This window comes from uncultured Bacteroides sp., assembly GCF_902491285.1.
Lineage (GTDB): Bacteria > Bacteroidota > Bacteroidia > Bacteroidales > Bacteroidaceae > Bacteroides.
Genome location: NZ_CABUHK010000005.1, coordinates 68348 through 90865, shown reverse-complemented (window position 1 = coordinate 90865; position 22518 = coordinate 68348). Strand labels below are relative to the sequence as shown.

At 40.3% G+C, this 22518-nt stretch carries 11 protein-coding genes; 8 read left to right on the top strand and 3 right to left on the bottom strand.

Going from position 1 to position 22518, the window contains the following annotated elements:
- Window positions 1-21 precede the first annotated feature (21 nt).
- The 8 genes from RDN93_RS02445 (at window position 22) to RDN93_RS02410 (ending at window position 16787) form a co-directional block, all read left to right on the top strand.
- Window positions 22-600, top strand: a complete 579-nt coding sequence (locus RDN93_RS02445) for a sigma-70 family RNA polymerase sigma factor (protein ID WP_308744074.1) — start codon at window positions 22-24, stop codon at window positions 598-600.
- A gap of 119 nt (window positions 601-719) precedes the next feature.
- On the top strand, window positions 720-1910 hold the full coding sequence (locus tag RDN93_RS02440) for a FecR family protein (RefSeq protein WP_308744073.1): 1191 nt from the start codon (window positions 720-722) through the stop codon (window positions 1908-1910).
- A gap of 124 nt (window positions 1911-2034) precedes the next feature.
- Window positions 2035-5460 carry a TonB-dependent receptor gene (locus RDN93_RS02435; protein ID WP_308744072.1) on the top strand — a complete coding sequence of 1142 codons (3426 nt, stop codon included), beginning with the start codon at window positions 2035-2037 and terminating at the stop codon, window positions 5458-5460.
- 20 nt (window positions 5461-5480) lie between these two features.
- Entirely contained in the window at window positions 5481-7385 is a 1905-nt protein-coding gene (locus RDN93_RS02430) for a RagB/SusD family nutrient uptake outer membrane protein (protein WP_308744071.1), read from the top strand.
- A gap of 78 nt (window positions 7386-7463) precedes the next feature.
- Complete coding sequence (locus RDN93_RS02425; RefSeq protein WP_308744070.1) at window positions 7464-8810, top strand: BT_3987 domain-containing protein; 1347 nt, start codon at window positions 7464-7466, stop codon at window positions 8808-8810.
- 72 nt (window positions 8811-8882) lie between these two features.
- Window positions 8883-11219 (top strand): GH92 family glycosyl hydrolase, encoded by a 2337-nt coding sequence (locus tag RDN93_RS02420; protein ID WP_308744069.1) that lies wholly within the window; start codon window positions 8883-8885, stop codon window positions 11217-11219.
- Between the two features lie 4 nt (window positions 11220-11223).
- Window positions 11224-14322 carry a glycoside hydrolase family 2 TIM barrel-domain containing protein gene (locus RDN93_RS02415; RefSeq protein ID WP_308744068.1) on the top strand — a complete coding sequence of 1033 codons (3099 nt, stop codon included), beginning with the start codon at window positions 11224-11226 and terminating at the stop codon, window positions 14320-14322.
- A 14-nt stretch (window positions 14323-14336) separates the two neighbouring features.
- Entirely contained in the window at window positions 14337-16787 is a 2451-nt protein-coding gene (locus RDN93_RS02410; RefSeq protein ID WP_308744067.1) for a glycoside hydrolase N-terminal domain-containing protein, read from the top strand.
- A 378-nt stretch (window positions 16788-17165) separates the two neighbouring features.
- Here the strand turns inward: RDN93_RS02410 and RDN93_RS02405 are convergent, their stop codons facing one another.
- The 3 genes from RDN93_RS02405 to RDN93_RS02395 form a co-directional block, all read right to left on the bottom strand.
- Window positions 17166-19265, bottom strand: coding sequence for a glycoside hydrolase family 2 TIM barrel-domain containing protein (locus tag RDN93_RS02405; protein WP_308744066.1), 2100 nt, complete (start codon window positions 19263-19265; stop codon window positions 17166-17168).
- A gap of 32 nt (window positions 19266-19297) precedes the next feature.
- Window positions 19298-20416, bottom strand: coding sequence for a glycoside hydrolase family 88 protein (locus tag RDN93_RS02400; RefSeq protein ID WP_308744065.1), 1119 nt, complete (start codon window positions 20414-20416; stop codon window positions 19298-19300).
- Window positions 20417-20651: 235 nt separating this feature from the next.
- Window positions 20652-22508, bottom strand: a complete 1857-nt coding sequence (locus RDN93_RS02395; RefSeq protein WP_308744064.1) for a RagB/SusD family nutrient uptake outer membrane protein — start codon at window positions 22506-22508, stop codon at window positions 20652-20654.
- Window positions 22509-22518 lie beyond the last annotated feature (10 nt).

Genomic DNA, 22518 nt, shown 5'->3' with positions numbered 1-22518 from the left:
TCACTTGAAAAAAATATAAATATGCCGATTGAGAATTTGACACTATGGCAGTGCTTTATTGAAGGAGACGAAGAAGCTTATGCTATCATATATGATAGATACGTGAGCTCTCTCTATTCCTATGGTACTTGTTTTACAACAGACAAATGCCTAGTGGAAGATTGTATCCATGATTTATTTGTCAAGCTTTACCAGAACCGTAAGAACTTAAACAAGACAGTCAATGTGAAATTCTATTTACTTACAGCATTAAAACGCCAATTATATAATGCTTTAAGAAACGAATTAGATACTGTCTCCATAGAAGACGGTCCCGTATTTCGTATAGAATATACAATAGAAGACAGAATGATAGAGCGTGAGCAAAACGTTTCTCAGAAAGAACGTATATTAGAGATGTTACAAACATTAAGCCCACATCAAAAAGAAATCATTTATTATCGTTTTGAAGAGGGACTAAGCTATGAAGAAATCGGAAACCTTATGAATATGAAAACACAATCTGTTCAGAATACCGTACAACGTGCTTTTAAAAAATTACGTGAAACCTTCTCAGCAGACGATGTACTACTACTCTTATTATTCTTTACAACTACTTGAAATAAACTAACAAAATTCTTAAATCTGCCAACTATCTAAAAACTCTTTTATTTTTTTCTTCAAATAGTGAGTATATATTTCAATTCCTTGTGTTTACTATATAAAATGAGGATAGAAGTATGAAAGTTGAAACAAAAGATTATACCGGCTTTTCCGCCCAAAAGCTACTAAATGATGATTTTTTCATTTGGTCGCATAAAGAAAAGACACCTGAAACTGAAAATTTCTGGAAGGAACTGCTACACTCGGGGCAATTGGCACCTAAAGAGTATGAAGAGGCATGTTTTATGCTGAAATTTTTCAATATAAGACAGCAACAAATACCTTCATCCCAAAAAGAAGAGCTTTGGAAAAGAATAGTGGAAAGCAACCGACGACATAAACAAAAAATCCGTCATATTCGCATAAGTTTATTTATTGCGGCAGCCGCCTGTTTGCTAGTACCTCTGCTTCTAAACAAGATTAGTGTATATCATCAGGATACAATTGACAAATCATTGCTACGGCTTTCTCAAACAGAAGTTGCTTTACAGGGAGATGAAATTCAACTCATTTTACCCAAACAAGCTATAACAATCGAAGGAACGACCTCCAATATATGTCATGATTCCAAAGGACATATCACAGTCAATTCAGAACAATTACAAGACCCCACATCTGAAGAAGAAGGGAATTACAACCAATTGATTGTACCTAACGGCAAACGTTCCACACTAGCTTTCGAAGATGGAACAAGAATGTGGGTCAATGCAGGCAGCCGAGTGATTTATCCTAACAAATTTAAAAAAGAAAGACGGGAAATCTTTGTAGATGGTGAAGTGTATATGGAAGTGGCACGTGATGAAGAACGCCCATTTATAGTAAAAACAAGTACTATGAATATACGGGTATTAGGCACTGCATTTAATGTCACAGCATACAAAAAAGATGTACAAAGTTCCGTTGTCTTAGCTTCCGGCTCCGTATCTGTCAAAGCCGACACGGAAGAAGTGAAATTAGTTCCTAATGAAATGTTCTCACACAATATACATAATGGTGTCCATGTAGAAAAAGTTGTTGTTTCAGACTATACGTCCTGGAAAGACGGTATCTACATTTACCATAGTGAACCGCTCTCTTCGATCCTTAATCGTATTTCACGTTATTATGGAAAGGAAATCTGTTATCCCCCTTCTATTGCAACATTCAAATGTTCCGGCAAGTTAAACTTACTGGAAGATTTAGACTCTTTACTAGAAGGGCTGACGCATACTGTTCCTGTAAATTACAAAAAAACAGATGAAAAGTATATGCTTGAAGAAAGAAAATAATTAACCCTTAAAAAGAAATGCTTATGAAAGAACTGAATAAAGAAGAAACCTGATAAATAAAGACTTCTATCCTATTTTTTATAATTAATTTATTGCAATATTCTTTAAACATAACAATAAAAACATGAAACAAAATGCTTTTTTTTGGAAGAAAAAATGCGAGAGGATAAGGATTACCATACTATTATTTTTAGTTGGATTTAATATGGGGTTTGCCAATGAAGTACATTCTCAAGGCAACTTTTTATCCTTAAATATAAATAATGGTACATTACAAGAAATATTTACCGAAATTGAAAAACAGAGTAAATATGTTTTCTTTTATTACGATAATGTATTAGATGTCAATCGCAAAGTAAAAATTAATGTACAGAACAAGACTATACAAGAAATCTTAGAACAAATTTTTGCCGGAACGAGTAATTCTTTTACTATTAAGGAACGCCAAATCTTTATATCAAAGAATGAAAACAAGGCAAATAGCACTCAAAACGTCGAACAACAAAAAAGAAAAATATTTAAAGGAAAAGTTTTAGATGATCTGGGAGAGCCACTTGCCGGAGCCACCGTTTTGGTTGTTGGTAGTACACGTGGTGTCACTACAGACTTGGACGGTAGTTTTGAAATCGAAGTAGCTACTACGGATAAACTTAAAATTTCTTTTCTCGGATTGGGTGAACAAATTATTTCTGTGGGAAACCAACAGAGTGCAGTTGTCCGTTTAGAGCAAAAGACAAATGAACTAGCTGATGTTGTAGTAGTAGGTTACGGCCGCCAGAAAAAAGAAAGTGTAATCGGTGCCATTTCAACAATAGATGTAGCCGAATTAAAAGTACCCGGAGCTTCTTTATCCTCTTCATTGGCAGGACAATTGGCGGGAGTTGTTTCTATGTCGCGCTCGGGTGAACCTGGAAAAAATAGCGCTGCAGAATTTTATATTCGCGGCGTATCTTCTTTCAAAGGTACATCTACCCCATTGGTACTAGTAGATGGCATAGAACGTGAACTCGACTTGGTGGATACAGAAGATATAGCCTCTTTCTCTATTTTGAAAGACGCTTCCGCATCAGCCGTATATGGTGTACGTGGTGCAAACGGTGTTATTCTTATCACAACTAAAAAGGGCCAAGAAGGCAAACCAAGAATCAATGCCCGTGCAGAATTTGGCTTCACCAGCCCGACTAAACGCCCCTCTATGCTAGGTTCAGCAGAATGGGCTGAACTATACAACGAAGCAGCCAATCTCACATACTATTCACCAGAGGTGATTGATAAATATCGTACAGGAAGCGACCCCGACCTCTATCCCAATGTAAACTGGACAGATGCTTTGTTTGATAGTATGGCTGAGAATCAGCGCGTCAATCTTAGTATTACAGGTGGTAGCGACATTGTAAAATACTACGTATCCGGTTCCTACTATCATGAAAATTCCATTTACAAGAATGCAGGTAATATTTATGGATATAATTCTTCCTTGCGCTATAACAAATTTAATTTCCGTGCTAATGTCGATGTTAATGTTACCCCTAGTACATTGCTAAATGTAAACCTGGCAAATATTTACGAGAAATCATTTGGACCGGGATATGGAAACAACGATGATGATATATGGAGTTACACTCTTTCCACCTCACCCAATGCTTTCCCGGTACAATATTCCGACGGAATATTGTCCGGTCCTTCTACTGATGCAGGGCAGAACCCTTATAACTTGTTGGTACACTCTGGTTATCGGGAACAATTCTGGAATTCATCTCAATCCCTTATCGGTATTACACAAGATATAGGTAAACTGTGGAAACCATTGGAAGGACTAACTGCCAATGTGAAGTTCTCATGGGATGCATGGAACACAACCTGGCAACGACGTTCAAAGACACCGACCACTTATCACGCACGCTCAAGAGCTGAAGACGGCAGCCTGATATATGATGATAACAACGGCGATGGTATATGGGATCCGGTACATACGGGAGACGAAAAATTGAGCTACAACGTAGGACGTAGCGGTACAATGACTACTTATCTGGAAGGCTCTCTAACTTATAACCGCATCTTTGACGAACAACACCGTGTAGGAGCCTTGTTCTTGTATAACCAGAAGATACATACAAATACACAAGCAAATAATGGGGACGATGCTTTGCCTTACAAACATCAAGGTTTAGCCGGCCGTCTGACTTATGCTTTTAGAGATACTTATTTTGCCGAATTCAATATGGGTTATAACGGCTCGGAAAACTTTGCCCGAGGACATCGTTTCGGTTTCTTCCCCGCCGGTGCTATCGGCTGGATGGTGTCCAACGAAAAATGGTTTGAACCGGCAACGAATGTAATAGATGTACTGAAACTAAAAGCCTCCTACGGCCTAGTCGGAAATGACGACATTGGCGGACAACGCCGTTGGGTATATGAATCGACCATTGTAAATGGTGGTAGTTGGAACTATGGACAAAATGGTAATGAAGGAGGACAAGGTATCGTTGTTGGAGAAGTGGAAAATCTTTCTGCTTCTTGGGAAGAGGCGCTAAAGTTAAACGCCGGTTTTGAATTGTCACTATTCGAGAAAGTTAAAATACAAGCTGATTATTTCCGTGAAAAACGCAGCGGAATCTTCTTACAGCGTTCAGGTCTTCCTATCATTGTCGGAGTTTCTACCACTCCTTATGTTAATGTCGGCGAAACTTTAAATCAAGGCATTGATGCAAATTTAGAATATGCACAAAAAGTCAATGATGTATTTATCACGGCAAGAGGAAACTTTACTTATAACCGTAATAAGATGATTAACAACGATGATCCTGATTGGGAATATAAATACCAGAATCGTATCGGTAAACCATTCGGTTCTTACGGTTCAGTGCAACCGTTCGGACTTAAAGCAATAGGGCTGTTCAGCAGTCAGGAAGAAATTGATTGCAGTCCCCGACAGACTTTCGGCGAATATCGCGTAGGTGACATTAAATATCAAGATATGAATGGCGACGGTGTTATCGACTCACAGGATGAAGTAGCTTTAGGATATACAAATATGCCTGAGATTATATACGGATTCGGTGCAACGGCCCAATGGAGAAATTGGGACTTCAATGTATTCTTTCAAGGAGTAGCTCACACTAGTTTCTTCTTGGCAGGTGCCTCTCTGCGTAGCCCTTTCAGCAGTGGCAGCATGGAACGTTCAGCTGTAAATGCGGATATTTACGGAAATGTATGGATGTCTACTAATACTCCCGAACAGAATGCAAATGCTATTTACCCCCGTTTGAGTCTTTCCAACGAGGCCGGTTCCTCCAATAACAAACAAAACTCCGATTGGTGGATGCGGGACGGTAGTTTTCTACGTCTGAAGAATTTTGAAGTAGGATATACATTCCCCAAAAAATGGTTAGGTAAAAATGCAGTCCGTTCTCTGCGTGTTTATGTGGCAGCCAACAATCTGCTGACCTTCAGTAAATTCAAATTATGGGATCCGGAAAAAGGAAGTTCCGATGGTTCCGGCTATCCGTTAAACAGAGTAATCACATTAGGGTTTAACATCAATTTATAACTTGTATCATGAAAAAAAGAATGAAATATATATCCGGTTTATTTTCTGTCATTTTATTCGGATTGTCATTGATCTCATGCGAAGATTTTTTAGACAGACAAGAGGACGAGAAATTAACGTTTGACAAAATATGGGAATCAAGAAATACAACCAAACAATATTGGTTGAATGCTATGTCCTTCCTACCTAAAGAAAACTCACGGGAGATTGGTAACGATGACCCTTATATTGGAGCTTCCGACGAAGCTAGTATCGTCTTCGAACGTGACTTCCGTGCCATGAATTTTGGCTCATGGAATCCTTCAAGTATCCCTTATTATAAAATGGACCATTATTATAAAGGAATCCGTGAATGTAATATTTTCATGCAGAATGCAGACAGATGTTCCGATCCCTTGCTTGATAAGAACGAACTTGCAAAATGGAAAGTTCAAGCACGTTTTGCCCGTGCATACTACTACTTTATGATGATGCGTGATTTTGGTCCTGTATTCTTGTTGGGTGACGAGCTGCTGGACTTTACAGCAAGTACGCAAGCACTTTATCGTCCGCGTTCAACGTGGGAAGAATGCGTAAAATATGTGATTGACGAAATGAATATCTGTGCTGAAGACCCTGCTATGCAACGACAAGCGGATTTAAGCAGTAGCGAATGGGGATTTGCCACACAGGGTACTTGTTATGCTGTCATTTCCCGTTTAACACTTTATTCCGCCCGTGATCTTTTCAACGGTAATCCGTTATATAAGAATATCATAAATCCGGTTTGTGAGAATTTCCCCGAACAATCCATGCAACCTCTATTCCCACAAAATTACGACGCTAACAAATGGCTTACTGCTGCGGAAGCAGCTCACAAGGTATTTGAGGACAACAGTTACAAGTTATATCGTGCAGGAAATAATAATCCTTATGAAGACTATTACGGCATTGGTTACCAGACCTGGAATAGTGAATTGATTTGGACAGATGGATATTTTAGCCGTTTCGGTTGGGGAGTCACTACGGTACCGACAGGAATCGCCGGTACAGCTTATGGAGGTATCGGTCCGACTCAACAATTGGTAGATGCTTACGCCATGAGCAGCGGACGTTATCCTATTACCGGTTATAATAGCCAAGGAATACCCAAAGTAGATAACGAATCCGGTTATGACATTGAAAATGAATTGGCAAAAAGCGACTGGGAATACCCTGCAAGTGGTTGGTCTTCTTTTGACAATTATTGGATTAATGCTCCTAACATGTATAAAGGCAGAGAACCGCGTTTTTATATTACTGTCTTCTTTAGTGGCAACAAATGGTTACATGGCAACACCAGCACATCCATCTCATTTGCCAAAGGTGGTAATGGAAATAAAGCACATGATTATCCGAAAAGCGGATATTTATGTAATCGTTTTTATGACCATTACCAAAACTCAGCAAGCAATAATTGGGGAAATATCACTTTTCCGGTATTTCGTTTAGGAGAAATCTATCTAAACTTTATAGAAGCTGTATTGGAATGCCAAAAACGAGGGGTAACTTTGCCAGATAACTACTATAATGAAGCTATGGAAAAATGGGCAGATCTTCGCAATAGAGCTGGTGTTCCTCCAATAACAGAAGTTTATCCGAACGCTTCTACAGAAGACCTAATAGAACTTTGCCGTAAGGAACGACGCGTAGAATTGGCTTTCGAACGACACCGCTACTTCGACACACGTACATGGATGATTGCTGAACAGACAGATGCAGGTAATATGTACGGTATGAATGCCTCATATCCTCAAGGCAATCTGGATCCGACTAAAACACCCGACGGATTTTGGAAAAGAAGTGTGTTTGAAACTCGCGTATTTAATAAAAACCATTATTTATATCCTTTTGCCCAACGCGAAATCGATCGGAACAAACTGTTAGTTCAAAATTATGGCTGGTAACAAAAATAATAAATTTATTTAGAAATTGTGAACAGATCAAATAACGCTTTTTACAAGAAGCATAATGATTATAGATGTATGAAAAAATATATAAAATATTTATTCCTTTGCCTGTTTATCTTTTTAGACATTGCTTGCGAAGACAATCGAGAACAATATTGGGATGATTACAGCACTATTCTCTATTTCCGAAACAGTGGAGAAATAGAATGTCCTCTTTATAAACCGGAAAAGACTACACCGTATGCAATAGCTATTGTCAAAGCAGGAACAGACCAGGGGATATCGACTTCTGTAGACTTGAGTTTAATGAATGAAAATATGTTGGTAGAATACAACAATATAAATGGAACCCATTATAAAGCTCTTCCTACTAATTGTTACGATTTTGAAACCGGACGTATCAACTTCGGCTCTACTGATATGTATAAGAAACTAGACATGACCTTCTATACAGATCCTGTCAACGAATTACAAACAGAAAACGAAGAGACAGAATATGTCGTTCCTCTGTTTTTGAGTAATTCCGCAGACTCAATTAATGCTGAAAAACAATATATGTTCATAAAACCAAAAGTAGTTACTCCTATAGTCAGTTTCGAAAAGAACGGCTATATTATGAATTCCTTTTCCGAGACAGATGATGATCAAATTGAATTAAAATTACCATTAGCATTCTCTATTGAAAACAAATGGACTTTTGATTGCTATACAGAAGTTGATGAGACGATATTGGAAGCATATAACCAAGAAATGGGAGTGAATTATTTAATGCTCCCCGATATAGCCTATACAATAGCCAACGAAGGAGTAGTAAGAATGAGTTCTGAAAATGATAATAATCTTCATGTTACAGTAAAACGTGAAGGGTTGAGTTTCGGAAATTATGCTCTTCCTCTTTTATTAACAAGAACCTCATCGGAATCAATAGAAATCGATCCTGCCAAGAACTCCTGTCTATTAGGAGTTTCTTATGTGCCTGACGCATCGAACTTACAACAGGTTCAATTAACGGAAGGCATGATTTCTTATCATCCTAATAGTATCTGTGAAGGATCGGTGGCAGAACTAATAGATGGTAATCCAAATAGTTATTACCATAGTGACTATAGTGTCGGAATGCCATTACCTCACTGGCTCCAGTTTGCTCTTCCCGAAGAATGTTCGGCTTTCCGTTTCGAGTATATTACACGTGATAAAGGAGCACACGTCATTCCTTCCACAATTAGCCTTCATGGTAGTGAGGATGGTAATAACTTTATTAAACTAATGACCATAGATACCGGATTGCCTTCAGATGTAGGACAAACATACACTTCCCCTGTCTTAGTTACAGGAAAAAGTATTAAACATATACGTTTTTCAGTTGACAATTCTCCTAGCGGCAGCTTTGCTTTAGCAGAATTTAGACTTTGGACATTATAAATGTATTTGAAAATTTAAGGCATGCTCCTAAAATACTTTAGAAGCATGCCTTAAATAAAACATAGAAACCAAATGAGAAAACATATTTTCGTGTACTTATCTTTACTTTTAACTGCTTGTAATAGCGAACAGCAAACTGTTTCCCCTTCACTCTCGACGTATGTTAATCCGTTTATCGGAGCAACAACAAATACCGAAGCTGCCGGGACATATCATGGATTGGGAAAAACTTTTCCCGGAGCTACTGCACCTTTCGGTATGGTGCAGGTCAGTCCAAACACGATTACCGGAGGCGACAATGGTAGCGGATACAGTGACGAACATACTTCTATTGAAGGTTTCGCCTTTACACAGATGTCAGGAATTGGTTGGTATGGAGATTTGGGTAACTTTCTTGTTATGCCAACAATAGGAAAAGTAAAAACGTTTGCCGGAACATTAGATAACCCGGAAGAAGGATACCGTTCCCGTTACGACAAATCAAGTGAGACTGCCTCCGCCGGATATTATTCCGTACAACTAACAGACTACAACATTCAAGTAGAAGCAACAGCGTTACTCCACAGTGGTATGCTATGTTTCACTTTTCCAGAAAGCAAAGAAGCACATATACAGATAGACCTCGCACGGCGCGTAGGCGGAACCTCAGTGTTACAATCCATTGAAGTTATTGACAATCAAAGAATTCGTGGATGGATGAAATGTACACCAGAAGGAGGTGGCTGGGGAAACGGCGAAGGAAAAGCTGATTATACCGTTTATTTTTTCGCAGAATTTTCCCGTCCATTCAACTCACACGGAGTGTGGTCTGCACAAATTCCCGACCATTACAAACGCAAACGTGAAAATATAGAGAGTGAAAATTATCAAAAGCTGATAAAACAGGCAGAAATTCTTCCTTCAATAAAAGAATATGAAGGTAAACATATAGGTTTCTATGCTGACTTTGAAACCCAAAAAGATGAACAGATTATCCTAAAGAGTGGCATTTCATTCACGAGTTTGGAAAATGCAGAAGAAAATCTGTATGCGGAAATGAAAGGATGGAATTTTGGCGAAACATATAAGATCTGCGCCCAAATGTGGGATGAACAGCTATCAAAAATAATAGTAGAAGGAGGTACTGAAGACGAAAAAACAGTCTTTTACACAGCTCTATACCACACTCTGATCGATCCGCGTATCTGTAGTGACGTAAATGGAGAATATTTAGGAGCAGACGGAGAGGTTCACCAAACTCAAAAATTTAATAAACGTACTATTTTTAGTGGCTGGGATGTATTTCGAAGCCAAATGCCACTACAGACAATTATTAATCCTACACTAGTCAATGATTTAATTAATTCATTGGTAGAAATTGGAGAGCAAAGCGGTAAAGAATATTTAGAACGTTGGGAGATTTTAAATGCTTTCTCCGGATGTATGTTAGGCAATCCGGCAATTTCAGTTCTATGTGATGCTTATTCAAAAGGAATAAGAGGATACGATATAGAAAAAGCTTATCAATATGCATTAAATACTTCCCGTCTATTCGGGAATAATGATTATGGCTATACATCTGGTAAAACCAGTGTCTCAATGACATTGGAATATGCCTACAATGATTGGTGTATGGCTCGTCTGGCTGAATGGCTGGGGAAAAAGAAAGAAAGTCAATATTTCGATAAACGGGCTAAAACATACACCACAGTATTTGATACCGAATGGGGCTGGTTTCGACCTCGTGATAGTAAAGGCGACTTTATGCCACTTCCTGAAACCGGACGATTGGAAGAGTGGTATGGTTGCATGGAATGTAATCTCTATCAACAAGGATGGTTTGTACCACATGATGTAGAAGGAATGATCCAACTGTTAGGAGGACGTGAAAAGGTATTAATAGACTTGCAAGCCATGTTTGAGAAAACACCCAAAAATTATCTTTGGAACGCATATTATAATCACGCCAACGAACCGGTACACCACATACCTTTTTTGTTTAACTATCTAAATACTCCATGGTTGACACAAAAGTGGACACGTGACATTTGTCAAAATGCTTACCATAATTCTGTAAAAGGGTTGGTAGGCAATGAAGATGTGGGACAGATGTCTGCATGGTATGTACTGGCTGCAACAGGAATTCATCCTGTTTGTCCGGGAAACTTACGGTACGAAATAACTAGTCCTGTCTTCAATAGAATAGAGATCAAACTAGATACATTAACAGCAACAGGAAAAGTATTTATAATCGAAGCTATCAACAACTCAACCGAAAATATTTATATTCAGCGAGCTGAGCTAAACGGAAAACCTCATGAAAAATGCTATCTTACCTATAACGATATCGTAAAAGGAGGTAAACTCGTATTAACTATGGGCTCACAACCCGTCAACTGTTTTGAAAATAAAGAATTAACTTCCTATTAAGCTTATGAAAAGAAATATACTTACTACTTGTGGATTTATATTATGCACCTCTCTCGGAGCGCAGAGTTTCACAGAATGGCAAGATCCTGCAATTAATGAAATAAACCGGGCAGATATGCATACTCATTATTTTGCTTACCAAGATGAGGCTTCCGCATTAAAAGGATACAAAGAAGATTCGCAAAACTTTATGACCTTAAATGGGAAATGGAAGTTTTTATGGGTAGAAGATGCGGATAAACGACCTAAAGATTTTTTTAAGGTAAATTATGATGATAATAGCTGGGAATATATACTTGTTCCTGGTATGTGGGCACTGAATGGATATGGAGAACCTTTATATGTAAACAATGGTTATGCATGGCGCAATCAGTTCGTTAGTAACCCGCCAGCCGTTCCGGTAAAAGACAATCAGGTAGGTTCATATAGGAAAGAAATCTTTCTTCCCGATCAATGGAATGGAAAGGAGATTTTTGTACACTTTGGTTCTGTGTCCTCTAATCTTTACCTTTGGGTAAACGGTCGTTTTGTGGGGTATAGTGAAGATAGTAAACTAGAAGCCGAATTTAATCTGACTAAGTTTCTTAAACCTGGTAAGAATCTAATAGCTTTCCAAGTTTTTCGTTGGTGTGATGGTTCATATTTAGAAGACCAAGACTTTTTGCGTCTCGCAGGAGTAGGACGTGATTGCTATCTATATACCCGCCCCACAAAATATATTCAAGATATTCGTGTAGCACCAGACCTCGATAAAGAATATAAAAATGCAACATTGAACATAACACTGGAAACAAACAGTAACAGTACAATAGACTTAAAATTATTGAATCCATCAGGTAAAAAGATAGCTTCCGCGTCAGTAGAGGGGAAAGGCAAATTGGTAACCGAAATGCAAGTAACAAATCCTCAAAAATGGTCTGCGGAAACACCCGTGTTATACACATTAACAGCTACATTAAAAGATAAGGATCATGTATTAGAAGTAATCCCAATTCGCGTAGGTTTCCGAAAAATTGAATTAAAAAATTCTCAAGTATGGATAAACGGCAAACCCGTACTTTTCAAGGGTGTCAATCGACATGAAATGGATCCGGACAAAGGATATGTTGTTTCACGGAACCGAATGATCCAGGATATCCGAATTATGAAAGAGTTCAATATCAATGCCGTGCGTACCAGCCACTATCCTAATGACAACTTTTGGTACGATTTGTGCGACCGTTACGGAATTTACGTAGTAGCTGAAGCTAACGTAGAGTCACATGGTATAGGAGGAAACCAGACATTAGCCAAAAATCCACAATTTGCCAAAGCTCATTTAGAGCGTAATCAACGTAATGTACAACGTAGTTATAATCACCCTTCCATTATTTTTTGGTCGTTAGGAAACGAAGCAGGATTCGGAGAAAATTTCGAAAACTGTTATCGCTGGATAAAAAATGAAGATAAAACCAGATTGGTACAATACGAACAAGCGAAAGAAAATGAGTATACAGATATTTTTTGTCCGATGTATCATGATTACGACGCCAATCGCAAATATTGTGAGAGTGATACTAAGAAACCTTTGATCCAATGCGAATATGCCCATGCTATGGGCAATTCTATGGGAGGATTTAAAGAGTATTGGGACTTGATACGTCATTATCCCAAATATCAAGGAGGCTTTATTTGGGATTTTGTAGACCAATCTCTCCGTTGGAAAGACAAAAACGGTACTCCTTTCTATGCTTATGGAGGTGATTGGAATAATTATGATGCATCTGATAATAATTTCATGGACAATGGACTAATCAGTCCTGACAGAAAACCCAATCCTCACATGTATGAAGTAGGATATGTTCAACAATCTATTTGGGCAACTCCTGTGGATATAAAAAAAGGCATCATACAAATATATAATGAGAATTTCTTTAGAGATCTTAGTGCTTATTACATGGAGTGGGAATTGCAGGAAGAAGGAGAATGCATACAGAGAGGGATAGTAGAAAACCTCAACGTTGCCCCTCAGCAAACAACCTCTATTTCATTAGGCTATCAAATAGAGGAAACTTCAAAAAAAGAATGCTTTTTGAATATCACATTTAGACTAAAACATCCCGAAACATTACTCTCAGCAGAGCATATTGTAGCAAAAAGCCAATTAGTTGTTCATCCATATAATACTACAGTCTTAACGCTAGCAAATAAAAAAGAACCGAATATTAAAGCAAACATACCCACTATTGATGAAAATGATATCAATTTTTTGATTGTGAGAGGGGAAAATTTCCGTATTGACTTTGACAAACATAATGGTTATTTAAGCAGATATGATGTAAATGGAAAACAAATGTTGATAGAAGGCGGCAAACTAACACCTAACTTCTGGCGTGCTCCGACAGACAATGATTTCGGTGCAGCATTACAACAAAAACATGTCGTATGGAAAAATCCTAATATTTATTTAAATAAATTGGAACACAAAATAAAAGATGGACTAGTCATAGTCAAGGCAGAACATACATTAGAAAGTGTAAAGGCGAAACTTCACTTAACTTACCAAATAAGCAATTGCGGTATTGTAAAAGTAACACAAAAAATGGTCACAAAACAGACTGCCAATATACCTGACTTGTTCCGTTTTGGAATGCAACTACAAATGCCTCGTGAACTAAATCAAATACGCTACTACGGCAGAGGCCCCTTTGAAAATTATTCAGACCGAAACCATGCAGCTTGGATCGGTAAATATAATCAAACCGTAGATGAACAATTTTATCCTTATATCCGTCCACAAGAATGTGGAACAAAAAGTGATATACGATGGTGGAAATTAATAGATAAAGCTGGTGATGGTTTAAACTTTACAGGAGAACACCCCTATCTGATGTCTGCCTTATATTACTCTGTCGAATCATTAGATGATGGTGAATATAAAGACCAACGACATTCGGAATTGGTACCACCCAGTAATTATATTAATGTATGCATTGATAAAGCCCAAATGGGTTTGGGTTGTGTAAATAGTTGGGGAGCATTACCATTACAAGAATATCGTTTGCCTTATACAAATTATGAGTTCTCCTTTCTGTTACAACCAATAACTTCAGATGTAGAATGAAATGGATGAATATTATGAAGAAATGTTATTTTATTATCCTTTTCATATTTCTCTCAGTTTCTGTAGCATCATCTCAAACGATTGATTATACACAGGGACTTTCCATCTGGTTTGATACTCCTAATGATTTGGATAATCGAGCCATTTGGCTACGTGCTTCCGGATTAGGTAATAATCCAGATGACGCATGGGAGAATAGTTCTTTACCAATAGGTAACGGTAGTCTGGGAGCAAATATACTAGGCTCTATATCTGCAGAACGAATTACACTGAATGAGAAAACACTTTGGAAAGGGGGACCGAATACCGCTAAAGGAGCCGAATATTATTGGAACGTAAATAAGCAGTCGGCAAATATATTAAAGGATATCCGACAAGCCTTTTTAGTTGGAGATAAAGAAAAAGCGACCCTTCTTACTCAGGAAAATTTCAATGGCCTAGCTGCGTATGAAGAAAGTAATGAGACTCCGTTCCGCTTCGGTTCTTTCACCACGATGGGAGAACTTTATATAGAAACAGGACTTAGTGAGATTAATATGAGGAACTATCGTCGTATTCTCTCACTGGATTCAGCTATGGCTGTAGTACAGTTCGACAAAGACGGAATAGAATATCAACGGAAATATTTCATTTCATACCCTGACAGTGTTATGGTCATGAAGTTTACTGCCAATAGAAAAGGGAAACAAAATCTCGTACTCAGTTATTGCCCCAACAGCGAAGCAAAAAGTTATCTTTTGGCAGATGGAAGTAACGGCTTAGTCTATACTGGAGTTCTCAATAATAACAAAATGAAATTTGCTTTCCGAATCAAGGCTATTCATAAAGGGGGAACATTAAAAGCTGAAAATGACCGGATTATTGTGAAAGATGCGGATGAAGTGGTATTCCTGCTTACAGCAGATACCGATTATAAGATGAATTTTAACCCGGATTTCAAAGACCCACAAACCTATGTCGGCAAGAATCCGGAGCAAACAACTCTAACTATGATGAATAATGCCCTAGAAAAAGGATATGACGAACTTCTAAAGAATCACAAAACGGATTATACAACTCTGTTCAACCGGGTACAGTTGCAAATCAATCCAGAAACCGGCACTCCTAATTTGCCGACTTACAAACGTCTGGATAATTATAAAAAAGGTATGCCAGACTATCAATTGGAACAGTTGTACTATCAGTTCGGACGTTATCTCCTCATCGCCAGTTCACGTCCAGGCAATATGCCTGCCAATCTGCAGGGATTATGGCACAATAATCTGGATGGCCCGTGGCGGGTAGACTATCACAATAATATCAACATCCAAATGAACTATTGGCCCGTGTGTTCTACCAACCTTTCAGAATGTACATGGCCATTAATAGATTTTATACGTAGTTTGGTGAAACCAGGTGAGAAGACAGCACAAGCCTATTTTAACGCCCGTGGATGGACAACTTCTATTTCAACAAATATTTTTGGGTTTACCGCACCTTTATCCAGCAAATCTATGGAATGGAATCTCAACCCTATCGCCGGCCCGTGGCTCGCTACACATATTTGGGAATATTATGATTATACCCGGGACAAAAAATTCCTAAAAGAAATCGGCTACGAGCTAATTAAAAGTAGTGCACAATTTACAGTGGACTATTTGTGGCATAAACCCGATGGTACTTATACCGCTGCTCCCTCTACCTCTCCCGAACACGGACCTGTGGACGAAGGAGTCACCTTTGCACATGCTGTAGTACGTGAAATTTTATTAGATGCTATACAAGCAAGTAAAGTGCTCGGAATAGACAGTAAAGAACGCAGACAATGGAAAAATGTACTGGCAAAACTAGTTCCATATCGTATAGGACACTACGGTCAATTATTGGAATGGTCAATAGACATAGACAACCCGAAAGATGAACACCGTCATGTCAACCATTTATTCGGTTTACATCCAGGACATACTATTTCTCCGCTGACTACCCCTGAACTTGCAAAAGCGGCCAAAGTAGTATTGGAACATCGCGGAGATGGCGGTACAGGCTGGAGTATGTGCTGGAAACTTAACCAATGGGCACGACTACAAGACGGAAATCATGCGTATAAACTTTACAACAATTTATTAAGTAACAGCACGTTAGACAATCTATGGGATACTCATGCACCTTTCCAAATTGACGGAAATTTTGGTGGCACAGCAGGTATTACTGAAATGCTATTGCAAAGCCATACTGGAATTATCCAATTACTTCCAGCTTTACCAGATGTATGGACAAATGGTGCGATAAGTGGAATATGCGCTAAAGGGAACTACGAAATTGCAATTTCATGGAAAAAGGGAAGACTAAAAAAAGCTTGTCTCCTTTCTAAATCCGGTGGAACTTGCACTCTGAGATATAAAGACAATACACTCACACTCAAAACTGTAAAAGGAAGAAAATATGAAATTACGCTAGATGAAAATCAACTAAAGCTAATTAAGTAACAACCTAGATAATAATAGAGTAACTTAGTAGTCAATACATTTCAAATTATGAATATCCCTATTTAATTCAATCAAGTAAGAGCATGAGGATTATTTCCTCATGCTCCTCTCAATCAAGTAGATAAAAGGAGTTTCACCTTAAACCTCTCACAAAACCGTACGTGATAGTCTCCCATCACACGGCTCTTCTTATTCAACCTTAGACATTTACTATATCCTTAGATGGTTTGTGTCCTATTTGCCAATGATAGATAAAGCGTTTATACTTAGCTTTTGCCTATCTCGCAAGTAACGTATCAAAGTATCCAAGTAACTTATTATGAAAGGATTTTCCACCGTATTTGCCATAGTAATTTACCCATCTTCTAAGCGTAGAGTTTACCATCCAGCATGTTCGTTTTTGTTCTCGTGAGAATCCGCATCGCGCTTCTTTTCGCCTTCATAATTCCACTCAATCTCATCGGTATACTCTTTTCCACCATATATCACAACGGTCTTGAGCCTGTTTTTCCCATTATCAAGCGTCACTTGGTCAAAGATATAATGCACGTCCGTATATCCCTTGCGGATGCCTGTCAGTTCTTTACCATTCAAGTAAACTTTAGGCGTCCCGATATTTGAATAAACAGTGACGGAAGTCTGTTTCCGTTCGCGGTCTGTATTACGTCGCTGCGTCAGGTAGAGTACGGGAGATTTGCTCCAGTTCGCTTTATACCAGTAATAAGAGTCCTTCTTTATTTTCCGGTCGAATGTCATCAGTCCTTTCAGGTTTCGTGCCGGTACACCGCCACGGCTCCACATAGGCACGGCGAAATCGAACATATTCCAAAGATAAGAGGCGATGATGTAAGGATGTTTAGCAATCACGCTCCACTGATATTCATGTGTCTTAGTCTGAAAAGTTTCGGGATAATAAGGTTTTCCCCAGTTCAGTGCATCCCCCAAATACTCCGTCTGGTGACCGATGTTTGCATCAGCTCCATATTCGGTCAACATTAGTTTCTGCCACGGATAATCTTTTTCAAGTCCTTCCACCCAAGGCTCAATGTCCTGCAACTTTTTCTCATACCAGCCAAAATAACGGTTCATCCCCTGTATGTCGGCATTCTGGTTCACCGGATGGTTAGCGTGGCCGAAACCGTTCACAGCAGCCGTATACCGGTCGGGATCTTCCGTCTTTGCCAGGTCATGAAGTGATTGGGTCAGTGCGGCTGTGTACTCATGAGGCTGATAGACCTCATTATGCAGTCCCCATACATAAATGGAAGGATGATTGAAACTTTGACGGATCAGCTCACGGAGTTGCGTCTGTGCATTCTCCGCTTCATAGCCCGTCACCCGGTTGACAAAAGGAATTTCCGCCCAGATTATCAACCCCAATGAATCGCAGCGCGAATAAAGATAATCCGATTGCTGATAGTGGGCAAAACGTACGGTAGTGGCACCAATATCCATAATCTGAGCCAAGTCGAAATCATGTTCGCGATTGGTCAGCGCACTCCCCAGCCCCCACCAGTCCTGATGACGGGTGACACCATACATCGGATATTTCTCGCCATTGAGATAGAAACCTTTCCCGGCAATAATCTCGTAGTGACGAACGCCCAAAGGTTGCGTGACCTCATCAATCACTTTACCGTCCGCAAGCAGGCGCGACACCACTTTGTAAAGATAAGGATCTTCCCTACCTTGCCAAAGATGAGGATTATGGAGTTTAAAGGTCGATATATAGCTTTGTGTCCCCTGCGGAGTCAGTTCAATCGGTATACTCCGGGAAGCAACTTTTTTTCCTTCCTGCGTATAGATATAGTTCTCAAGAACCAGTTGGGCGGGAGTCAGACTGCCGTTGTCCAACTTCACTCTGACAGTGATGTCTGCCGAACGTTTCGATACGTTTTTCTGAGTAATATAAACACCGGGAGAAGCACAATCGGTCACTGTGATAGTATTCTGTTCCGTAATTATCAGCCACACGGGACGGTATATGCCACCATACACCCCAAACAAACTCTGATTGACAGGAATCACATCGGCACGCGCCGCATTGTCAGCCTTAACAATAATCTCGTTTTCAGCTCCCAACTTCAAGGCTGCGCCTATCTCAAATGCAAAAGCGCTATAACCGCCTTTATGCGTCCCTGCCAACTTACCGTTGACATAGACTTCCGTACAAGCTCCCACCCCTTCGAAACGAAGGAAGACGCGTTTGCCCGCCAATTCATTACCGAAGAACTGTTTCTTTCTGTAATAACCCACACCCTCATAGAATGCATCAGCTTTCTGCTGCATATCTTTCGCATTCCAGGTATGAGGGATGGTCACTTCTTCCCACTTACCGTCCCACTGGGCAGAAGCCCGCATGGGCTCCGCAGAGAACGGTCCCCGTTTGAATTGCCAACCGGCATTGAAGGAGATTACGTCGCGGGCAAATGCACCGTTTGTCACCACTCCTGCCAACAGAAGCAGTAATACAATCATTGTATTTCTCACCATTTTATTAATTGTGTTTGTTACTCGGCCATCCTATAAATCTCACATCCGCCCATCAGGAAAGCACCTACACCATAAACTTCGGTCATATCCCGTGTCACCTTCTTAGGATCGGCACCGATAGGCTGCACATAGCCCAACTTTCCGTCTGCATCTACAGCAGAGACTTGTGCATTCCAACCTTTCACAAGAATAGGGAGAAAAGTTTCTTTATCGAGCAATCCTTCATTGATGCCATAAGCAAGCGCATAGACGATAAACGTAGTACAGCTTGTTTCAGGCGAGGGATAAGAAGCAGGATCGAGCAGGCTTGCGTGCCAGAACCCATCCTCATTCTGCAAACCTGCCACACGGGAACAGAGTTTCACGAACAGCGTTTCGTAGAACTTCCGGTTCTTATCTTTTGCGGGAAGTTCCTTCAATATCTCCACCAGTCCGCCGAGTACCCAACCGTTACCGCGCCCCCAGAATACTTTCCGACCGTTGGCCTCACGTTGGTCAAAATACCGCCAGTCACGATAGAAAAGATTCTCTTCCTTATCGAAAAGGTGGTCGTAAGTAGCTTTAAACTCCCGGTTCATGAAACGGATATATTTTTTGTCACCTGTCAGAACATACAATTTGGTGTATACCGGCGGCGCCATGAAAAGTGCATCACACCAAGTCCAGCGTTCCAGCGTTTCAGGCTTGCGGTAATCCAGTTTGAAGTTGTCTGTCGGCGGATTCTTCATCACCCAGTCTGTACGGGCGATGGTAGGATTAAGCATATACTTATTGTTGTATTTCCGATAAAGGTCGATAAAAGCCTGTGAGACAGCGATGTCGTCGGCATGATACATTCTCTTGTCCGGTTGCCATCCGTTCCGGCTCCCTATGCGGGTAAGCCATTTAAAATAATCCTTGTTGCCATCCTCGCGTTCCGCCAGTTCCGCCCAGTCGAGCATGCCGACATAAAGTACGGCATTTGTCCAACTCAGGTCACCATGTTCGGCTCCCTTGTTCGGATGGGCGATTTGCCAGTCGGCTACTTTCTTCATCATTTCTTTTATTTCCGCTTTACGAAAAGGCATATCCTGTGCCTGTATACCGACAGCAAACAATAAGGCGGTAATAATTCCTGCTTTTCTTTTTAAATTCATTCGTTTATAATATTATGGGAGTTGTTGTGCTGTTGCTCTTCTTCCGATATCCGGCCGGCTGAATACAAATATACGCCAAATACCGGACATAATTAAGCCATTTGGTGAATATATATACCCAGCGTGGTGAATCTATATATTCAGTATGGTAGGCATATATATCCACCATAGTAGATATATATGCCCGACAAACTAAAGACTAACGGGACATTACCCCATCAGTAAACCAATATCATCACTTGCTGAAATCAATATCCAACGGCTCGATATTATTTTCCGAACCAGCATATCCCGGTGTCTGGTTGATATGCCCCTGAACATTTGTAGAGATAGCATTCAACGCTATCGGCCACAATACGTTATGAGGTGCAATGGTATATTCATTTCCAATCGGTGTTTTCACCCCTTTGTTATAAAAATCCGTCACATCCATGATATGGTCGTAGAAGAAATTCTTTTCGGAGAAATTGTCCAAACGATAGGTACGGCCTTTGTCATCAGCCTTTCCGGTCTTGGCATAGATGAATGCGATACGGGTCAATTCTGACTTACGCGGTTCTTCATAATAAAGTTCACGGGCACGTTCGTCAAGAATCATGCGGATTGTCATCTGACTGGCATCCAGTTCATCGGCTCCCGCCCTGCGGCGTACCGCGTTCACATCGTCGGCAGCCTTCTGAAGGCTGGCAGCATCACCTTTCCAAATATAAGCCTCAGCACGTAGCAGATATGTTTCGGCAATACGGAAGATATACCAGTCGGCCCATCCGCCACGCCACCATTTATCCTTCTGGTCGGCAATATTGGTCTTATAATGCGGCCATCCCACCCAGTCGCGGATTGTATCATTTACCAGAATGTTCCCGTTGTCGTCCTTGAAACGGACTGGTTGTCCATACCATTCCGTACCTTTGAGTGCAGGATTATTATACTTCAAGTCGGTCATTTCTATCCAGTTGCCCGGAGCATGGCGGAGGTCAGTGTCATCCAATGTCCAGATCATATGTGTATGATACCACGTAGAACGTGCCGTACATACTCCGCGACCATATTGCTCCAGATAAGGATTTTTCGTGGCATCATTATCAGTAAATCCGTTCTTGCCATCGGGTGTCTTGATTTCCCCGTCCTTTGCAAACCAGGGCAATACCTGACGCTTGATTTCCAGTCCGGCAGCCGAACGGATATCCTCACCTGCATCATAACGGTCGAGTACCATATAGAGCACTTCCTTATTCTCAGGCAATGACTTATTGGCCGATTGATGCAAATCCCAAATAACATTTTTGGTATTGTCGGCCTTATCGATACCGAAACGCTCTGTCATCAAGTGGTGAACTCCGTCGTTGATAACTTTATTTGCCGATTCGACAGCATCGTCAAATTCACCCAATGCAAGATTTATCTTTGTCAACAGGTGGTAAGCCGCAGCCTGAGTCACCATGCCGATATAAACGTTGTTCTTGAGATAGGGAGCCGTACGATCCAAGTCATTCTTCAAATAGCGCAAAATGGCTTCGCGCCTCGTTGAGTAAAAGTCATAACGGGGACCGGTGATTTCTTCCGTGATGAACGGGATATCGCCATACTGATGCACCAACCGGTAGTAACGATACGCACGGTGGAAGCAAGCCAGTCCTTCCACTTCCCTGCGCTGGTCTTCATTGGCAAATTGGGCTGTCTCCGAACGGGTCAGCAGAGTGTTGGCATCTTTAATACCTTTATACAGATAAGTCCAGTAGTTATTAATCTGACTGCCGTTTCCTGTCAGTGAAGCACTGGGCGTAATCTGCCGCTTCAAGTCCTGCGGAGAATTTGCCGCATCCGTACGTCCGTTGACACTGATATCCGAGAAGAAATATTCGGAAAGGATACAAGGGTCGGCAGAGCCCGCCGTAGGATAAAAGTCAAAGTAACGGACATCACGGTTCAACATATCCGTTCCGGTCTTCAGACCGTTGTAATCGGCAAATGATATTTCCGGCGTATAGAATGACAGTGGCTTCGGATCCAGCCAATCCGAACAACTACTTGCTAATACAGCTAATCCAATCATACAGGCAATGCCTGTTCTCTTATTATTTAGTTTCATCAGTCTGTAG

Excerpts from the sequence above, each read along its gene's own strand:
- RDN93_RS02440 (WP_308744073.1), top strand. The coding sequence starts at position 720 with ATGAAAGTTGAAACAAAAGATTATACCGGCTTTTCCGCCCAAAAGCTA.
- RDN93_RS02415 (WP_308744068.1), top strand. The coding sequence starts at position 11,224 with ATGAAAAGAAATATACTTACTACTTGTGGATTTATATTATGCACCTCT.
- RDN93_RS02425 (WP_308744070.1), top strand. The coding sequence starts at position 7,464 with ATGAAAAAATATATAAAATATTTATTCCTTTGCCTGTTTATCTTTTTA.
- RDN93_RS02400 (WP_308744065.1), bottom strand. The coding sequence starts at position 20,416 with ATGAATTTAAAAAGAAAAGCAGGAATTATTACCGCCTTATTGTTTGCT.
- RDN93_RS02405 (WP_308744066.1), bottom strand. The coding sequence starts at position 19,265 with ATGATTGTATTACTGCTTCTGTTGGCAGGAGTGGTGACAAACGGTGCA.
- RDN93_RS02420 (WP_308744069.1), top strand. The coding sequence starts at position 8,883 with ATGAGAAAACATATTTTCGTGTACTTATCTTTACTTTTAACTGCTTGT.
- RDN93_RS02395 (WP_308744064.1), bottom strand. The coding sequence starts at position 22,508 with ATGAAACTAAATAATAAGAGAACAGGCATTGCCTGTATGATTGGATTA.
- RDN93_RS02430 (WP_308744071.1), top strand. The coding sequence starts at position 5,481 with ATGAAATATATATCCGGTTTATTTTCTGTCATTTTATTCGGATTGTCA.
- RDN93_RS02410 (WP_308744067.1), top strand. The coding sequence starts at position 14,337 with ATGAAGAAATGTTATTTTATTATCCTTTTCATATTTCTCTCAGTTTCT.
- RDN93_RS02435 (WP_308744072.1), top strand. The coding sequence starts at position 2,035 with ATGAAACAAAATGCTTTTTTTTGGAAGAAAAAATGCGAGAGGATAAGG.
- RDN93_RS02445 (WP_308744074.1), top strand. The coding sequence starts at position 22 with ATGCCGATTGAGAATTTGACACTATGGCAGTGCTTTATTGAAGGAGAC.